This is a genomic window from Clostridium fermenticellae (assembly GCF_003600355.1).
GTDB lineage: Bacteria > Bacillota > Clostridia > Clostridiales > Clostridiaceae > Clostridium_AV > Clostridium_AV fermenticellae.
In genome coordinates this window covers 2,158,581-2,177,793 of record NZ_CP032416.1, presented here as the reverse complement: position 1 = coordinate 2,177,793, position 19,213 = coordinate 2,158,581, and the positions used below count along the sequence as shown (strand labels likewise).

Genomic DNA, 19,213 nt, shown 5'->3' with positions numbered 1-19,213 from the left:
TTTGCTATTCGCATCCAGAATATCGGTGCTTTAATTTTAACACCTATCTCTCGACAGGTGGGTGTCCTCACAGATACTTCTATCGCCCTAAATACCTTAAAAGGATTCACAAAAGGGTACATATCCTTATCTAAATATTGAACTCCCGAAATTTAAATGTAGGTTCAAAATAAAAGCTTGGCGAATATTCTAGAAATTAAATACTTTATATAAAGGATGATTATTTATTTCAAATATAACTATCCTTTAATGAGATTATGATAACATATTCAAAATATCATTTCAAGAGGACAATACATAGTAAATTAGTCAAAATATAGAATTACGCACGTCAATATAACGTTTTCAAGAAATTAATTTATTTATCTTAGTATAAAGATTTTATATAATAAGAATATATGATATTTAGTTAGGAAACTAAACTTATTATTGACAAAGGATATATTTAATAGTACTATTGAAACAAGTTAGTTAGATAACTAAATAAAATTAGGGGTGTTTTAATGGAAAGTGAAGAATTAATGAAATTATATATTGAATTACAGCGTTTAGCTAGACAAATGCATCGTTTTGCGTATAAAGCTATGCATGAAGGAAATCATTATAGAGGAGCACAATCAAGATTGCTCACTGTGGTTGCTGAAAATGATGGTATTACACAGCGTGAGCTTGCTGAAATTTTAGATGTAAGACCTTCATCACTGACTGCAATGGTAGGAAAGATGGAACAATTTGAACTTATTAAGCGTAAACAAGATGAGAAAGATCAGAGAGTCATGCATATTTATATTACGGATAAAGGAAAAGAAATTGAAGTAAAATCAAAAGACGATATTCAAAAATTAGCTGATCTTTTATTTGAAAATCTTTCTGAAGAAGAAATAAAAAATATGCTTGCGATTATTGAAAAATTATCTCACACTTTTAATTCATATGATATTGGCGATTTACAATTCGGATTCCATGGTTATCATGGCTATCATGAGTGCCATAGATTTCATGGATACCATCATGGAATTGAGGATAACTTTTAGCATAGGTTTAAGTTTTTTAAAGGAAGTTTTAATATGATACCAAAAGAAATTCAGGAAAAAATAAAATTCATAATTCAAGAGAATGGTCTTAAACTTACAAATCAAAGAAATGCAGTATTAAATGCTTTTTTTGAAAAAAATTATAAACATATGAATGTTGAAGAAGTTTATAATTTTTCAAAAGCTTATTGCAATGAAATTGGTATTTCTACAGTATATAGATCTATAATTGCGTTTGAAAAAATTGGTGTACTGAAGAAAATTGAAACTGGTGAAATTTATGCAAGATATGAATTGACAATTCCGGATAAAAAGTTAGATCATCCTCACATGGTTTGTAAAAAATGTGGAAGAATAATTGGAGCTTATGATAGTGAAATTTTAGAAAAGCTAAATGCGGGAAGAGAGCTTATTGAAAATAAGTATGATTTTAAAATTGATAGTGAGAGTATTGTTTATTATGGTATTTGTAAGGAATGTGCAGATTCATAGGTTTAAAAATATTACGAACTATTGGATATTTATAATTTTATAAAAAAGTGTATTTTACGAGTAAAAAATAGATTATAAGATAATTGTACTAGTATAAATTAGTGCAATTATTTTTATTTTCGTACTTAGGGGTTTAAATCTTATTATATAGACTTTGTAAAAGATGAAGCTAAAAACTTTATCTTTTTTCCTTATAAAAACTTTATAATTATAAACTATTATATAGTCAGATAAGGAGAGTGACTATAATGGATTGTTTGATTTTAGAGACTAAGGATCTTTGTAAAAAATTTAAAGGACAAATGGTGGTTAATAATATATCACTTAAGGTTAGAAAAAATTCTATTTATGGACTGTTAGGACCTAATGGAGCTGGAAAATCTACAACATTAAAGATAATAACTGGAATGCTTTTAAAGAGCAGTGGAGAAATTTTCTTTGAAGGGCATAATTGGAGCAGAAATGATTTGAAAAATGTTGGAGCTTTAATTGAGGAGGCACCACTTTATGGAAACCTTACTGCAAGGGAAAATTTGAAGGTACGCACAATAGTTTTGGGTTTGCCTGATAAAAGGATTGACGAAGTACTTGAAATGGTTGATTTAAAAAACACTGGTAAAAAGAGAGCATATCAGTTCTCGATGGGAATGAAGCAAAGACTTGGTATTGCAATTGCTCTTTTAAATAATCCAAAGCTTTTAATACTAGATGAACCTACTAATGGATTAGATCCTTTTGGTATACAAAAACTCCGTGAACTAATTAAATCCTTTCCAAAACAAGGAATTACTGTTATACTGTCAAGTCATATATTAAGTGAAGTTGAACAGATAGTAGATGAAATCGGAATTATTTCAGATGGTATTATGGTATATCAAGGAAACATGAAAAAAGGAGAAGACCTTGAGAAACTGTTTACACAAGTTGCAAAAAAATATAGAAGAGAGGAGGAATAATATTGGGAACTTATTTTAAATCAGAATATTTGAAGGTTAAGCACACTTTTATAGGTAAACTTGTTTTTATTGCACCACTTTTTTCTATGTTTCTTTCATTTATGTTAACATCACAATATTTTGAAATTGACAGTTATAATTGGTGGTATGTAATGCTTCTTCCGGGAATGATATCTATATTATGTACATCAGTTGCTGCTAAAGATAAAAAGATGAAAAATATGGCGGTGCTTTCCCTTCCAGTAAATTTAAGAAAGGTTTGGGTAGCAAAAATACTTGTATGTGTATGCATGACTACATTTGCAGTTATGATTCATTTATTTGGTTGTATATTCATAGGAAATATTTTAGGAATAGGTAAACTTGGAGCGATTTCAATAATAAATGCAGTGTTTGCAAGTATAGTTTTAATAATAACATTTTTATGGCAGGTGCCATTGTGTATGTTTTTAGGAAGCAAGATAAGAATGTTTTCCACAGTATTAATTAATCTTGTCGGATATTTAATTTTAGGAGTACTGCTTGCCATCTATAATACACTATGGATGGTACCATACGCAGTTCCTTCAAGACTTATGATCCCAATTATAAAAGTTTTGCCAAATGGACTTAGGGCTGTTCAAGAAAGTCAGACCTTTAGACCGGAATTATTGTCGTACAGTGTTATATTACCTGGTATTATAATTACAGCTGTTTTATTTGTCATGTTTTCATTTTTTACTGCAAAGTGGTATGAAAATCAGGAGGCAAGGTAATATGTTCACATTCATTAGATTAATAAGATCTGATTTTTATAAAGTACGTCATACTGCAATAGCATGGATACACATTATTGTTCCAATATTGATTTCATTATTATTTGTGGCATATTATGCATCTTCAACTGCAACAGTAAATAATGTTTCTAAATTAGTTTTATATACACAGGTTTTATCAATAGGATTTCCACTAATAATTGGTATAGTATGCGGCATGGTTGTAGAACAGGAAGTTGATGCTGGAAATTTTCAGGAACTTTTGATGTTAAAACACAAGCTTTTAGGTTTCTTAAGCAAGATATGCATGATGCTTTTAATGGCATTTTTTTCTGTTGTTATTGCTGTCGGTATTTTTGGATTGGGATTAAGTATTCTGTCTCATAAAAGTGTATTTGGTGCCTATTTTTATGGAAAGATAATTTTGATTTTATTATTTAGCCAGATATTTTTATATATATTACATATATTGTGTAGTTTTCGTTTTGGAGCAGGGGCGTCCATAGGACTTGGAATAGCAGAGAGCTTAGTTGCAGCACTTATGGTTACTGGCCTTGGAGATTTGGTTGGTAGATGGCTTCCGTGCAGCTTTGGAGGAAGAATTATTCAGGATTATATTATATTAAATAATACTAATATAATATCGGGTAAATTTCAGAAATTATATGTGAATGAGTTTAGCACAGCAATATATATTTGTGTTATTGCAACTACAGTACTATTCTTAATTAGTTTATTATGGTATAAGTATTTTGAGGGGAGAAGTGAAAATTAGAAGGAAGTGATATTATATGGCAGATATACTTGCAGTTGATGATGAAGAAGATATACTTCAAATTATAAAAGTGGCACTTTCGAAGGAAGGGTATAGAGTAACAGCTGTTAGTGATTTCTCACATTTTCCAATTGAAAGATGTGTTGATTATGATTTAATACTACTTGATGTGATGATGCCGGATGTAGATGGTTTTACTCTTTGCAAAAGACTTCGTGAACTTGTAGACTGTCCTATTTTGTTTTTGACGGCAAAATCTATGGAAGAAGATATCGTAAAGGGACTTAGTATGGGTGGAGATGATTATATTACAAAGCCTTTTGGTATAAATGAATTGCGATCTAGAGTAGCGGCACATCTTAGGCGTGAACACAGGGAAAAACACAATAGTTTTATTGTATCCGGAGTGAAATTTAGAATTTCTGCAAAACAGGTATTTGTAAGAGATGAGCAGGTCCTTCTTACGAAAAGTGAGTATGAAATTAGTGAATTTCTTGCTTTAAACCATGGACAGGTATTTTCGAAGGAAAAGATCTATGAAACTATATTTGGATTTGATGGAGAAAGTGATAGTTCAGTTATTGTTGAGCATATAAAAAATATAAGGGCAAAATTTGCAGAAGTAAATTGCTCTCCAATTGAAACAGTCTGGGGGATTGGATACAGGTGGTTTTAAAAGGTAGTAAAAGTTTAAAGGGTGTATTTACCAGGTATATTCTGTGTTTTGGTTTTGTGACTATTTTAACTGTAGTAGTATATGCTTTTTTATTTGAGACGATGATTCAGAGTAAGGTTATATTACCTGCCAATTATTTGGAGCAAAAACTTGAAGAAAATCGCAGCATGATTGTAAATGCAGATAAGGTAAATCAAAATATAATACCTGATGGCTGTGGCTATGGGGTATATAGTAAAAAGGGAAAAATATTATATGGGAATTTTACAGTTGAACAGTCAAAGGAAGCCTGGAATGTTATAAAAAATAATCAAGATAATGTACTTTATGATAATTACTATAAAGTATTTTATAGAAAAAATGATATTTGTATTGTCAGATATTCTTTAAAGCCAAGGTTTCGTACATCATTTTTACAAAATTGTTTTCCAAATATCGAATTAATTGCAGTAATTTTGCTTATAGTGCTTCTGATAGGAGAAATATTATTATTATCAGCTGTATTTGCGAAATATATTTCAAAAGAAATGAAAATTTTAATGGAGATATCTAATAAAGTAAGGGACAAAAATCTTGAATTCACATCTAAACATTCCAATATACGTGAGATCGAGGAGGTTATTAATTCTCTTAATGATATGAAATGTGAACTTAAAAATTCTCTTGAGAAGCAGTGGAACATGGAAGAATTTAAAAAAAATCAAATTTCTGCACTGGCCCACGACATAAAGACGCCACTTACTGTAATAAAGGGAAATGCAGAATTGAGTAGAGAAAGCATAAGTAAAGTAGATAGCATACGATATGATGATTATATATTGAAAAATGTAGATGAGATTCAGAAATACTTGAAACTTCTTATAGGTATGACAAAATCGGAGAGTATGTTTATATTTAAACCTAATGAGATAAAAAGCGAAGTATTTTTTAGAAAAATTATAGATAAGGAAGAGGCTTTGGCTGCTGAAAAAAAGCTTAGGCTGATAAATAAAGTTGAGAATGTACCAGGTTTATTCTATGCTGATGAGGAACTTTTATATAGAAGTATTATGAATGTTATTTCAAATGCAATTGATTATTCACCAAACTGTGGTAGACTGATTTTTAAAATTTGTAGGCATGGTAAATCCCTGGAATTTGTAATTAAAGACAGTGGAATTGGATTTTCAGATGAAGATATTGAGTCTGCAACAGAACAATTTTATAGAGGGGATAAGAGTAGAAATTCGAAAGATCACTATGGTATGGGTCTTTCTATTACAAATTCATTTATAAAGTTGCATGGTGGAGTTATAGAATTATCAAATTCTAAAGAAACTGGTGGTGCAAAGGTAGTTTTGAGGATACCACTTAATTTAGATTCATGTAAAGTTGCTAAATAGTAATTTTACATGAATCCATTTTTTTATGGTAAATGTTGAAAACATAATCTTAAAATGATGTATTGGTAAAAATTAATTTCTGTGGTACAATGAAACTTAATATATTAACATGCATGTTATTGATAGATATGCAATTAAAATGGTATTATTTTATAATTTCATTAAAGCAGAGAGGGGGAAGAGGTAAAATGGAAACAAAATTAGAAAGAAAATATGGGTTAATTACTGCTACAGCTATGGTTATTGGAATTGTTATAGGCAGTGGCGTTTTTTTTAAGGCAGAAAAGGTTTTAAATGCAACAGGAGGCAATCTTACACTTGGAATATTAGCATGGATTATAGGCGGTATTATTATGATTTCATGTGCATATACATTCGCAGTTATGGCAACTAGATACCAATATGTAAATGGTGTAGTAGATTATGCACAAGCTACTATGGGTAAAAAGTATGCATATTATGTAGGTTGGTTCATGGCACTTATTTATTATCCAACAATGACTTCTGTACTAGCATGGGTTTCAGCCAGGTATACCTGTGTATTGCTTGGATTTTCAATCACAGGTGGAGAGTGTATGACAATTGCAGGCGTATATTTGATAGGAAGTTTTGCGATAAACTCACTTTCGCCAATACTAGCAGGTAAATTTCAAGTTAGTACAACCATCATAAAACTTATTCCACTTGCCTTAATGGCCGTTATCGGAACAATAGTAGGAATTTCGAATGGTATGATTGGATATAATTTTACAACGGTGGTAAAGCAAGTTGATACGTCAAATGCACTATTTACAGCTGTTGTTGCAACAGCCTTTGCGTATGAGGGATGGATAATTGCTACAAGTATTAATGCAGAATTAAAGGATGCTAAAAAGAATCTTCCATTAGCACTTGTTAGCGGAACGTTTATGATTATGATAATTTATATTTTGTATTATGTGGGACTAGCTGGAGCAGTAACAAATAAAGTCATGATGGCTGGTGGAGAATCAGGAGCCAAGTTAGCATTTCAGAATATATTCTCGGCGGCAGGAGGTACAATTCTATTTGTATTTGTTGTTATTTCATGTATTGGAACTTTGAATGGATTAATGCTTGGGTGTAGTCGTGGTATCTATTCACTGGCAGCAAGGAATCTTGGACCTAGACCTGATATATTTAAACAAATTGATAAGGTCACAAATATGCCGACTAATTCATCTATATTTGGACTTTTATTATGTGCTCTTTGGTTATTATATTTTTATGGTGCTAATTTAACTAAACCGTGGTTTGGATTTTTCTCGTTTGATTCATCCGAGTTACCCATAGTTACTATTTATGCTATGTATATTCCTATATTTATTATGATGATGAAAAAGGAAACTGACTTAGGTGTATTTAAAAGATTTGTAGCTCCAGTAATATCTATTGCAGGATGCGTTTTTATGATAATAGCAGCATGCTTTTCTCATAGAATGGAGGTTGTTGCTTTTCTGATTGTTTTCGTAGTTGCCGCATTAATAGGTAGAATATTCTATAATGAAAATTCTAGTAATTAGTATTTATATAAAAGGGTTAAGATAATTCTTGACCTCTTTATTTTTTTACAGTTTGATATTTATGTACTGCTTGTGTTATAATCAGTCTTACACTATTTAAATAGAATATATATTTTATTTATTTTTGGGAGTTTTATTTTAAACTCTTATTTTTATTTTGTGGACAGGTGGTGTTAAATACGACTATGTTAAAAAAATTTCTAAAATATTATAAACCATATAAATTTTTATTCTTTACTGATATGTTTTGTGCACTTATGGTATCAATTATAGATCTATCTTTTCCACTGATTCTAAGTTATTTGTCGAAATATTTTTTCACGAAAAGCAGAGATGTTATAATTCATGGAATATTTTACATAGGAATAGCTTTGGTTATCTTATATATTATTAAGTATTTTTGCCAGTATTTTATAGCTTCTTGGGGTCATATAATGGGTGCCAGAATGGAAAATAAGATGAGAAGCGATCTATTTGAACATTTACAAAAACTTTCTTTTTCATATTATGATGAAAATAATACTGGACAAATGATGTCAAAAATTATATCTGATCTATTTGATATATCTGAACTTGCACATCATGGTCCTGAAAATGTATTTATATCTGCGATTAAGATTATAGGCTCATTTATCATACTTCTTTTTATAAATGTCAAAATGACATTCATATTACTTGTGATTACTATGATCATGGTTGTATTTTCTATATTTAAAAATAAAAAAATGGGAGCTATATTTTTGGATAATAGAAGAAAAATGGCAAACATAAATTCTGCAGTTCAGGATAGTCTTGTAGGAATAAGAACAGTAAAATCATTTGCAAATGAAAGATTAGAAGAAAAGAAATTTGATAAGAGCAATAGAGAATATTTGGATTCAAGAGTCAATAGTTATAAAATAATGGGTGAATTTATCGCCGGAAATGCTTTCTTTGAGGGAATACTTTATGTTTCTATAATAGTTTCAGGTGCTATATTTATAGTTAATGGTTCCTTAAGAGTTACGGACCTTGCCATATATGCATTATACATAAATATATTTATAAATCCTATAGATATATTAATTAATTTTGCAGAACAATTTCAGAAAGGTTATGCTGGATTTAGAAGATTTATGGAGGTAGTTGAGACATGTCCTGAAATAGTTGATAGGAAAGATGCAAAGGAACTTAAACATATAACTGGAGATATAGAATATAAAGATGTATCTTTTAGTTATGATGGAAAGCAAGATGTGTTAAAAGATATAAATATAAAAATAGAAGCGGGAGAAAATATTGCTCTTGTTGGACCATCAGGTGCAGGAAAAACAACAATATGTTCTCTTTTACCTAGGTTTTATGATGTAACTAAAGGTTCCATAACTATAGATGGAGAAGATATAAGAAATATAAAAGTACATTCGCTTAGAAATTTAATAGGTATCGTTCAACAGGATGTTTATATGTTCTCTGGTACAGTAAAAGACAATATAAAATATGGTAAACCGGATGCTTCTGATGAAGAGATAATAAGAGCTGCAAAAGAGGCTAATATACATGATTATATAATGACACTTGATGATGGATATGATACTTATATAGGAGAACGTGGAACTAGACTTTCAGGTGGACAAAAGCAGAGATTGTCTATTTCAAGGGTATTTTTGAAAAATCCTCCTATATTAATATTAGATGAGGCAACTTCTGCACTTGATAATGAGAGTGAGAGATTTATACAGAATTCACTTGAAAAATTATCGAAGAATAGAACTACAATAGTTATTGCGCATAGGTTAAGTACTATAAGAAATGCTGATGAAATAATAGTAATTGATAATGATGGGATAAGAGAAAGAGGAAATCATTCAGAACTTTTAAATAAAAATGGACTATATGCTGAATATTATAATATGCAATTTGAAGGAATTGAAACTATATAGGGTTTATAAATGAGAAGTTAATCCATCCCCCGGGAGATGATGCCAAAATCCGGTACTATAAATGCTTTTAGTAATTCTAAAGTCCGATATTTTGTCAGCATCTCCCAAAAGTTAAATTAACTTTAAAATTATAAACCCTATATAGAATTTATTCTTTTATCTTAGTCTATGAAATGGTATTTTTGATTTTATATTAAAGAATATCTCAAATAACTTAGAATGTAGTATAGGAGCTTTTCTTATTGTGATTCTATTGAATGCACTAAGGAATACAATTATTCCTGAAAATATGATAACATAACTTAGAATTTTTAATATAACATTTGAATTCTTATGATTTAATTTATGATGGAATTTACCAGCTGTAAAAACTAATATTAGCCACCATATCATGCTTCCAATAAATACTCCGATAATTAAAGCAATCTTATTATCAATATTGCTTTGTATACGTGTCATGTGCAAACCTGTAAATACGACTATGAAAGAAAAAATTGTTGCAGGATTTGCAAGTGCTATGAGGAATGTTGAACTAAATGCTTTAAATAGAGATTTACTATTTAAAACAGGAAGCTTCTTATCTTTGGAGGCATTTGTTTGTCCATTTAGTAAATTGTATATACCATAGCAAAACAGTATGACTCCTCCCACTATATGAAAGTAAAATTGATGTAAAACTATGAACTTTTCTATTATTATAAAACTTAGTGCTGCAAATGATGCATATATTGTATCTGCAACTGCTGATCCAAGACCGGAAAGAAATCCATATCTGGAACCAAAAGATAGTGTATTTTTAAGACAAACTGCACCAATAGGCCCAAAAGGCATACCGGTTATTAAACCTATAAGTATTCCTGTGAATAAATTTTTAACCATAGAATTTTCCTACTTTCAACATTAAGTATTGCGGCATTAAACTTACATTATAAAATTATTTTGTTCATATGTTGATATTTTATTCCAAAGTCTAAGGTTTAATTGGATAGATTTAAACTATGTAGATTTTATCTTATTTTAGGTGAAAAGGTATCTTATTTTTTATATTGAAGAATATTTCAAACAACTGTGGATGCAAAATAGACGATCTTCTCATTGAAAATATATTAAATGCGCCTAAAAATATAAATATTCCTGAAAAAACTATTAGTGAACTCAAACATCTGCTTATAATACTTGCATTTTTTTATCTAATTTATCAGCAAATTTTCCAGCAGCTGTGATAAGTATTAACCACCACAGCATACTGCCGGTGAATACACCGATAACCATAATTAATTTATCCATTACAGTATCCTGCATTTTTGCCATATGTAGTCCGGTGAAAACAACAATGAATGAAAAGATAGTTGCAGGATTTGCTATTGCAATTATAAATGTTGAGGAAAAAGCTTTAGATGGTGAAATACTGCAGGTAATATTTTCTGTGTCTGTCTCATCTTCTACTGTATAAGAAGCTTCACATTTTTTTTCACTCAAAAATGTGAAAAAACCGAAAATTATAAGTATAGATCCTCCGAGTACTTTAAGATAAAATTGGTGTATAAGAATAAATCTTTCTATAAAAATAAAACCAAGTGCGGCAAGTCCAGCATATATACTATCTGTAACTGCTGATCCAAAACCTGAAATAAGTCCATATTTACGTCCAAATTTAATAGTATTTTTAAGACATATAGCACCTATAGGACCAAGTGGCATCCCTGTTATGAGACCTATTAGTATTCCACTAAAAAAGTTTATAAACATGTGCAATTCCTACTTTCAATCTTATATTTATATTGTGTAAAAAGGTTTAATTAAAATTTTATTTTTTTATCTTTATACATAAATAGGGCGCAGAATACTATAGTTATAATAGCAACTATTGGCATATATCTATTTTTTTGAATTAACATACCTATGAGCAGTATGCATAATGTAATCGAAATTAATTTGCCTATAAGCTTGGCAGAAGAATTCATCTGCTTGACATTTGAGATATCATTATTTGTACTGTTTTCTATATAATCAGTATTACCAAAATTGTCGAATGTGGTTTTTAATGCGAGTTCTTCATCAACTCCTTCAGAAAGAAGTTTTTCAACACTAAATATTACATTAGATTTTAATTCTAATTTGAAATTTTGGCGTTCATTTTCAGGTATAAGCATTTTCAATGAAAACCTTTCAACATAATCGTCTATTTTATTGATTCCAGAATGGGTTATTCTGTTATTTGATGTCATAATTAAGTTCACCTCGTAATAAAAAATATATCATATGTAATTATATAATACAATGTATTATAGTAATAAGTATATATAAATTATCTATTAAACTATTGACAACTGATTTTGTATGATTTATCATAGAGTATATTTTAAAAAGTTTAAATTCAAAGAAGAGGATTAGTAGAGATTGTTTCTTTTTTAAAGAGAGGGAAGTTTGGTGGAAATTCCTAAAAAGTCAGTTTTGAACCTACCTTGGAGTTCTGTACTGAATAATAGTAGGATACAGCGGTCTTTTGATCGTTAAATTATGAGAGAATATACTTTTTGTATGTTAATAAGGGTGGTACCGCCGTAAATATAGTCTTGGTCCCTATGCTAGGGATTCAGGGCTTTTTTTATATTTAAAAATCAATTATAAGGAGCTGGTTACATGTCAAATGAAAAGAAGTTAGTAGAGCAGATAACATCAATGGATGAAGACTTTGCACAATGGTATACAGATATTGTAAAAAAGGCAGAGTTAGCAGATTATTCAAGCGTAAGAGGATGCATGATAATACGTCCATATGCATATGCTATGTGGGAAAATATTCAGGCAGGACTTGATAAGAGATTTAAAGAAACTGGTCACCATAATGTATATATGCCAATGTTTATACCTGAAAGTTTACTTCAAAAAGAAAAGGATCATGTTGAAGGATTTGCGCCTGAAGTTGCATGGGTAACGCAAGGCGGAGATGAAGAATTAACAGAAAAATTGTGTGTCAGACCTACTTCTGAAACTTTATTTTGTGAACATTATGCTAAGATAGTTCAATCATATAAGGATTTACCTAAATTATATAATCAATGGTGCTCGGTTGTAAGATGGGAAAAAACTACAAGACCATTTTTGAGGACTGCAGAATTTTTATGGAATGAAGGTCATACTATACATGAGACTAAAAAAGAAGCAGAAGAAGAAACTATAAGGATGCTAAATGTATATACGGATGTGGTTGAAAACTTACTTGCAATACCGGTTATAAAAGGAAGAAAAACGGAAAGTGAGAAATTTGCAGGCGGAGATGCAACATATACTATAGAAGCTTTAATGCATGATGGTAAGGCTCTTCAAGCGGGAACATCACATTATCTTGGACAGAACTTTGCGAAAGCATTTGGTATGCAATTCTTAGATAGAGAAGGAAAACTTCAATATGTACATCAAACGTCCTGGGGAATAACAACACGTTTGATTGGTGCCATTATAATGGTACATGGTGACAATGATGGATTAAAAGTACCTCCAAGAATAGCACCTATACAGGTTATTATAGTTCCAGTTGCACAACATAAAGCCGGTGTACTTGATAAAGCGGCCGAACTTAAAGAAAGGCTTTCTAAGATAGTTAGGGTTAAAGTTGATGACTCAGATAAGATGCCTGGATGGAAATTTAGTGAATATGAAATGAAGGGTGTTCCAGTGCGCCTTGAGGTTGGACCTAAAGATATTGAAAAGAATCAGGTCGTTCTTGTAAGAAGAGACACCAGAGAAAAGATTATTGTACCTATGGATGAAATTGAATCGAAAGTAACAGAATTGCTTGATAATATACATGAGTCAATGTTTAATGCTGCTAAGAAGGTAATGGAAGAAAAAACTAGTACGGCGGTAAATATGGATGAATTTAAGGATGCAGTTGAGAATAAAACCGGATTTGTAAAAGCAATGTGGTGTGGAGATGCTGAATGTGAATCTAAAATAAAGGAAATTACGGGAGCGAGTTCAAGATGTATTCCATTTGAGCAGGAAAACATATCAGATACATGTGTATGTTGTGGAAAGAAAGCTGATAAAATGGTATACTGGGGAAGAGCATACTAAATATACTTTTAATAAATAGGGAGGGTGATATTATGAGCAGTATAAGTAAAAAGGTTGATGAGTTTAAGGATGACATAATAGAATCAACAAGAGAACTTGTCAAAATAAGAAGTGTTGAGGGTGAACCTAAAGATGGCAAACCATTTGGGGAAGAAGTAAATACGGCACTTGAAAAGGCACTTGACATATCACAAAAACTAGGTTTTAAAACTGTAAATATGAATGGCTATATAGGATATGCAGAATATGGTGAGGGAGAAGACTATGTTGCTGTCCTTGGACATCTTGATGTAGTGCCTGAAGGAAATGGGTGGAAATATCCTCCATATGCAGCTGAAATACATGATGGAAAAATGTATGGAAGAGGAACAATGGATGATAAATCACCGATTGTAGCTGCTCTTTATGGATTAAAGGCAATCAAAGATTTAGATATTAAACTTTCAAAAAGAGTTAGAATAATTTTTGGAACTAATGAGGAAACAGGCTGCCATGAAATGGAATATTACAATAAAAGGGAAAAGGATCCAGTAGCTGGATTTACTCCGGATGCAGAGTATCCAATTGTTCATGCTGAAAAAGGTATAACTATATTTGATTTTGATAAGGAACTTAAAGTTAATAATAGTGCTGTCAATATAGAGTATATAAATGGCGGAGACAGACCTAATATGGTCCCGGATTATTGTGAATGTAGAATTAGTTCAAAAGAACTTGAGGCATTAAAGAATGCTATAGGTAAGTTTATAAGTGAAAATAGCTATGATATAGAATATGAGGTTGATGGAGATTCTATAGTTATCAAGTCCAGAGGTTTGGCAGCACATGGCAGTTTACCTGAACTTGGGAAAAATTCGATAATGCAGATGTTCAAACTTTTAGGAACACTTCCGATTGAAAAATCAGATATAGGAGAATATATAGAATTTTTTAATAAACATGTTGGCTTTGAAACTTCTGGTGAATCATTTGGAATAGGAATTAAAGATGAGGAATCTGGTAAACTTACATTTAATGTAGGGAAAATATCGATGGATAAGGACAGAGTAACTATAAGTGTAAATGTTAGATATCCTGTAACATATGATTACGACAAAGTAATGAATGAAATTGAAAATAGGCTTAAGGGAACACAGATAGAAATTAAAAATATGATGCATCAAAAACCATTATATTTTCCTAAAGATCATCCACTTATAAAATCACTGCAAAGAGTATATACTGAGCAAACAGGTTTAGAGGCAAAATTACTTGCAATAGGTGGAGGAACTTATGCAAAGGAAATGGCAAATATTGTTGGCTTCGGACCTATTTTACCTGGAGAACCAGATCTCGATCATCAAACTAACGAATATGTTAAATTAGAAGATTTAATTTTAAATGCTAAAATTTATGCAAATGCCATCTATGAATTAGCAAAATAGAAATTTTAAATTAAAGAATAAGTTTTTGGGCTTATTCTTTAATTTCTTTTTGTATAATATATATGTTTTGAAAAATATATATTGTTATATTAGAATAGAAGTAGTAAAATACAGAAAAATGTATGTTGGAGGCTGCTAAGAATGTTTAATGATAAAAAGTTTAATGGCAATAAGATAAAGTATGCAATATATTATGCAGTTGTTGTTGCTATTGTAGTATTTGTTTTAAATGATTATGTTGTTAATTTGAAAACGGAACATATAAAGTACAGTGATTTTATAAACTATATAAACCAGAACAAAATAGAAGAAGTTCAAATATCAAGAGATAAGCTTGTTGTAATACCTAAAGCTGTTTCCGGTCAGAAACAGAAGACATTATACACAGAGAGAATTTATGATCCTGATCTTGTGAAAAGGTTGACTTCAGCTAAAGTAAAATATGGAGGAATTCCACAGGAAAACAGTCCTATTAGGAGCTTTCTTATAAATTGGGTCCTGCCGGTTGCAATTTTTCTGCTTTTAGGTAAGCTTCTCCTTGGAAGACTTGATAAAAAAATAGGGAATGGAGTAATGTCATTTGGCAAAAATACAGCTAAAATATATGCAGAAAGTGAGACCGGAGTTACTTTTAATGATGTTGCAGGTCAAGAAGAGGCAAAGGAATCTTTAGTTGAAATAGTTGACTTCTTACATAATCCAACAAGATATACTGATATAGGTGCTAAACTCCCAAAGGGAGCACTACTTGTTGGACCTCCGGGAACGGGAAAAACCCTGCTTGCTAAAGCTGTAGCAGGTGAAGCTAAGGTACCATTTTTCTCTATAACAGGATCTGCATTTGTGGAAATGTTTGTGGGAATGGGTGCCTCCAGAGTCAGAGATTTGTTTGAGCAGGCGCAGCAAAAAGCTCCCTGCATAGTATTTATAGATGAAATAGATGCAATTGGTAAGAGCAGAGATAATAATATGTCTACTAACGATGAGAGAGAACAAACTTTAAATCAGCTGCTTTCTGAAATGGATGGATTTGATTCATCAAAAGGTGTTGTAATATTAGCTGCTACAAATAGGCCTGAAGTACTTGACAAGGCTCTTTTGAGACCAGGAAGATTTGATAGAAGGGTAATAGTTGATAGACCTGATTTAAAGGGAAGAGAAGAGATACTTAAGGTACACACAAGGGGAGTTAAAATATCCCACGACATAAATTTATTGGATATTGCAAAGTCAACGCCAGGAGCTGTAGGGGCTGATCTTGCCAACATTATAAATGAAGCTGCATTAAGAGCTGTTAAGAAAAATAGAACTGAAGTAATACAGGAAGATCTTGAAGAAGCAGTTGAGGTGATTATTGCTGGAAAAGAGAAAAAAGATAGGATACTTTCTAAGAGAGAGAAGAGAGAAGTTGCTTTTCATGAAGTTGGTCATGCGCTTATAGCTGCACTTTTAAAACATACAGATCCTGTTCACAAGATAACTATAGTACCAACTACTATGGGTGCTTTAGGATATACAAGACAGCTTCCAACAGAAAAATATCTTAATAGTAAGGATGAAATGCTTGATCAGATATGTGTGATGCTTGGTGGAAGAGCAGCTGAAGAGGTTGAATTTAATAGTATTTCTACTGGAGCTTCAAATGATATAGAAAAGGCTACGCAAACTGCCAGAAGCATGGTTACAATATATGGAATGACAGATAGATTTGATATGATGGGACTTGAATCTGTTCAGGATAAATATTTAGATGGAAGGCCTGTCCAAAATTGTAGTCAGGAAACATCGACGGCTATAGATGAGGAAACGTTAAAAATAATAAGGGATGCACATATTAGAGCAAATAAAATACTTAATGAAAATAGAGAATTATTAACTAAGGTATCGGAAATATTGATAGATAAAGAAACTCTTATGGGAGAAGAATTTATGGCTCTTGTGAATGTAAATAAAGATAATGAGATTGTTGAATAATATTATTCAATTAGGTCAAAATGTGTAATGAGGTATATATTATGAATGATAGTAAACTAAATAAAAAGATTCAGTTTGATATTGAGAATAAAAGACTTAATTATGTATTTCATGAGATAGAAAATCAGATGCTCGAGTTTATTGAGAAAAGAAAGAAAATAGCTCAATATATACTTGATTTGAGGAAAAAAAATCTTGAGGAATACGAAGATGATGAAGATAAAATAACAGAATATTTTGATCATGAGGCTTTTGCCAAAGAGGAAGCATTTAAAATAATGGATAGGAAGCTTAGAGAGCTTACTATTCTCAACAAAACACCATATTTTGGAAAAGCTAATTTTGTGGATAAATTTGGAAAAAGCACTATATATATAGGTAGATTTGGCTTAAATAAAGAAGGAGAAGAGGAACCTGTAATTGTTGATTGGAGGGCACCTATAAGTTCTATATTTTATGCCGGTAAACTTGGAGAGATTTCATATAATGCTCCTATGGGAATGATAAAGGCTGATATTATATCTAAAAGACAGTTTATAATTAAAAATTCAAAGCTTGTTGGAATGTTTGATTCAAGCATGGATGTTAAAGATGAGATACTTCAAATGGTTTTAAGCCAAAATGCAGGTGACAAATTAAAAGATATAGTTATGACAATTCAGGCTGAGCAGGACAAAATAATAAGGCAGTCCAAGAATAAAGTTGTAGTTGTAAATGGAGCTGCAGGAACTGGCAAAACTACAATAGCTCTCCATAGAGTTGCTTATTTATTATATAATTTCAGAGATAAACTTCAGGATAAAGTTTTAATAATAGGCCCAAATAGTATATTTATGGATTATATATCAACTGTACTTCCAAGTTTAGGCGAAGTTGGTGTTAGACAAACTACGTTTGAGGATTTTGCATTAGATATTATAAATTTAAAAGAAAAGACTATGAATTTTCAAGATTATATGGAAAAAGTATTGGAAAATGATAAAAGAATGCGTGATTCTATAATTTTTAAAGGATCACTTAACTATATACAAAAATTGGATTCATTAGTAGATAAGCTTGATTATGAATATTTTAACATAGAAGATGTTAAGTTTTATGATAAAATTATAGTTAGTGAGTATGAAATTAAAGAGATGTTTGATAATTACTTCAAATATATGCCTTTATTTAGAAGAAATAAAAAGGTGAAAATCATTATTTTTTCTAAAATCAGAGATGAGAGAGACAGGCTTGTGAGAGCCATAGAAGCAAGATATAAGAAAAAAAAGAGTAAAATGTCTGAAGAGGAACTAAACAATGAACTAAGTAATCTCATGTTCAAAAGGAAAAATGCCATACGGGATGTTATAAGAGAAGTTATGCTTATAAAACAAAAATTATCATGGCTTGAAAACGAAGATGTTGTAGATATATATAAAAGATTTAATAAAGATAACTTTTCATTTAATGAATTGATATATGATGATTTAGCACCTATAATATATCTAAAGATAAAATTAGAAGGTATAAAATTTAAACAGAATATAAGACATGTGGTTATAGATGAGGCTCAGGATTATTCCATGCTTCAATTTACTGTTATAAAAGAACTTACTAATTGTAAGTCATTTACCATAGTTGGAGATAGCAATCAGAGAATTTTGCCTGTTGAAGGTGAGATACCTATGTCTAATTTAACATACGTTTTTAATGGGTTTGATATGGAACAATTTAACTTATTAAAAAGTTACAGGTCTACACAGCAGATAATGGAGTATGCAAACAAATTTATAGATTATAGTGGTGAAGTACCTTTTGTTAGGAATGGAGAAAATGTGTTAGAAAAGGACGTATTAAGTGAAGATGAGCTTGTAGATGAGATAATTTCAGATATTAAGAGTTTAAAGGTTAAAGGTTATGCAAGCATAGCTGTAATTTGTAAAGACATTAAGCAGACTATGAAGCTTGGAAATCGTATAAAAAGTAAATATCATATAACTATATTTAGTAGTGAGGATATACTGTATTCCAGTGGTGAAGTTATAATTCCATCATATTTTGCAAAGGGACTTGAATTTGATTCAGTTATTCTTATAAATGATTACTCAAACTATAAAGATGATAAAAAATTGAAGTATGTAATGGCTACTAGAGCACTTCATGAATTGCACGTATATAATTATAAAAACTGAATTTTTGATAAAAAACTTTTAAAAAGGGAAA

The 19,213-nt window shown here is 30.7% G+C and carries 16 protein-coding genes, 1 other RNA gene and 1 other annotated feature; of the genes, 13 read left to right on the top strand and 4 right to left on the bottom strand.

What is annotated here, in order from left to right:
* Positions 1-7: 7 nt before the first annotated feature.
* Positions 8-199, bottom strand: a non-coding RNA gene (ssrS, locus tag D4Z93_RS13690) — 6S RNA.
* A 304-nt stretch (positions 200-503) separates the two neighbouring features.
* On the opposite strand from ssrS, the gene D4Z93_RS10140 reads away from it, so the two are divergent.
* From D4Z93_RS10140 to D4Z93_RS10100, 9 genes are all read left to right on the top strand, one after another.
* Positions 504-1,034 (top strand): MarR family winged helix-turn-helix transcriptional regulator, encoded by a 531-nt coding sequence (locus D4Z93_RS10140; protein WP_119973234.1) that lies wholly within the window; start codon positions 504-506, stop codon positions 1,032-1,034.
* Between the two features lie 33 nt (positions 1,035-1,067).
* Positions 1,068-1,526, top strand: a complete 459-nt coding sequence (locus tag D4Z93_RS10135; RefSeq protein WP_119973232.1) for a Fur family transcriptional regulator — start codon at positions 1,068-1,070, stop codon at positions 1,524-1,526.
* 248 nt (positions 1,527-1,774) lie between these two features.
* Positions 1,775-2,482: a lantibiotic protection ABC transporter ATP-binding protein gene (locus D4Z93_RS10130; protein WP_119973231.1), complete on the top strand. Its 708-nt coding sequence runs from the start codon at positions 1,775-1,777 to the stop codon at positions 2,480-2,482.
* 2 nt (positions 2,483-2,484) lie between these two features.
* A complete protein-coding gene (locus tag D4Z93_RS10125) occupies positions 2,485-3,237 on the top strand; it encodes a lantibiotic immunity ABC transporter MutE/EpiE family permease subunit (RefSeq protein ID WP_119973229.1) in 753 nt (250 codons plus the stop codon).
* A 1-nt stretch (position 3,238) separates the two neighbouring features.
* A complete protein-coding gene (locus tag D4Z93_RS10120) occupies positions 3,239-4,012 on the top strand; it encodes a lantibiotic immunity ABC transporter MutG family permease subunit (RefSeq protein ID WP_119973227.1) in 774 nt (257 codons plus the stop codon).
* A 16-nt stretch (positions 4,013-4,028) separates the two neighbouring features.
* Complete coding sequence (locus D4Z93_RS10115) at positions 4,029-4,688, top strand: response regulator transcription factor (protein ID WP_119973226.1); 660 nt, start codon at positions 4,029-4,031, stop codon at positions 4,686-4,688.
* On the top strand, positions 4,679-6,070 hold the full coding sequence (locus tag D4Z93_RS10110; RefSeq protein WP_119973224.1) for a sensor histidine kinase: 1,392 nt from the start codon (positions 4,679-4,681) through the stop codon (positions 6,068-6,070). The genes D4Z93_RS10115 and D4Z93_RS10110 overlap by 10 nt, the downstream gene beginning before the upstream one ends.
* 188 nt (positions 6,071-6,258) lie before the next feature.
* Positions 6,259-7,611, top strand: a complete 1,353-nt coding sequence (locus tag D4Z93_RS10105) for an APC family permease (protein ID WP_119973222.1) — start codon at positions 6,259-6,261, stop codon at positions 7,609-7,611.
* Between the two features lie 185 nt (positions 7,612-7,796).
* Complete coding sequence (locus tag D4Z93_RS10100; protein ID WP_119973220.1) at positions 7,797-9,533, top strand: ABC transporter ATP-binding protein; 1,737 nt, start codon at positions 7,797-7,799, stop codon at positions 9,531-9,533.
* Positions 9,534-9,689: 156 nt separating this feature from the next.
* Here D4Z93_RS10100 and D4Z93_RS10095 read toward each other — a convergent pair whose 3' ends face one another.
* From D4Z93_RS10095 to D4Z93_RS10085, 3 genes are all read right to left on the bottom strand, one after another.
* Positions 9,690-10,412 (bottom strand): LysE family translocator, encoded by a 723-nt coding sequence (locus D4Z93_RS10095; RefSeq protein ID WP_119973218.1) that lies wholly within the window; start codon positions 10,410-10,412, stop codon positions 9,690-9,692.
* Positions 10,413-10,700: 288 nt separating this feature from the next.
* Positions 10,701-11,282, bottom strand: a complete 582-nt coding sequence (locus D4Z93_RS10090; RefSeq protein WP_243105932.1) for a LysE family translocator — start codon at positions 11,280-11,282, stop codon at positions 10,701-10,703.
* A gap of 50 nt (positions 11,283-11,332) precedes the next feature.
* Positions 11,333-11,761, bottom strand: coding sequence for a hypothetical protein (locus D4Z93_RS10085; RefSeq protein WP_119973217.1), 429 nt, complete (start codon positions 11,759-11,761; stop codon positions 11,333-11,335).
* Positions 11,762-11,904: 143 nt separating this feature from the next.
* Positions 11,905-12,121: a binding site (T-box leader), on the top strand.
* Between the two features lie 55 nt (positions 12,122-12,176).
* On the opposite strand from D4Z93_RS10085, the gene proS reads away from it, so the two are divergent.
* From proS to D4Z93_RS10065, 4 genes are all read left to right on the top strand, one after another.
* The gene (gene proS / locus D4Z93_RS10080; protein WP_119973215.1) at positions 12,177-13,613 is read left to right on the top strand and encodes a proline--tRNA ligase; all 1,437 of its coding nucleotides are present in this window, start codon (positions 12,177-12,179) and stop codon (positions 13,611-13,613) included.
* Positions 13,614-13,645: 32 nt separating this feature from the next.
* Positions 13,646-15,037: a dipeptidase PepV gene (pepV, locus tag D4Z93_RS10075; RefSeq protein WP_119973213.1), complete on the top strand. Its 1,392-nt coding sequence runs from the start codon at positions 13,646-13,648 to the stop codon at positions 15,035-15,037.
* A 141-nt stretch (positions 15,038-15,178) separates the two neighbouring features.
* Positions 15,179-17,011: an ATP-dependent zinc metalloprotease FtsH gene (gene ftsH / locus D4Z93_RS10070; RefSeq protein ID WP_119973211.1), complete on the top strand. Its 1,833-nt coding sequence runs from the start codon at positions 15,179-15,181 to the stop codon at positions 17,009-17,011.
* Between the two features lie 41 nt (positions 17,012-17,052).
* Entirely contained in the window at positions 17,053-19,182 is a 2,130-nt protein-coding gene (locus D4Z93_RS10065; protein WP_119973210.1) for a HelD family protein, read from the top strand.
* Positions 19,183-19,213 lie beyond the last annotated feature (31 nt).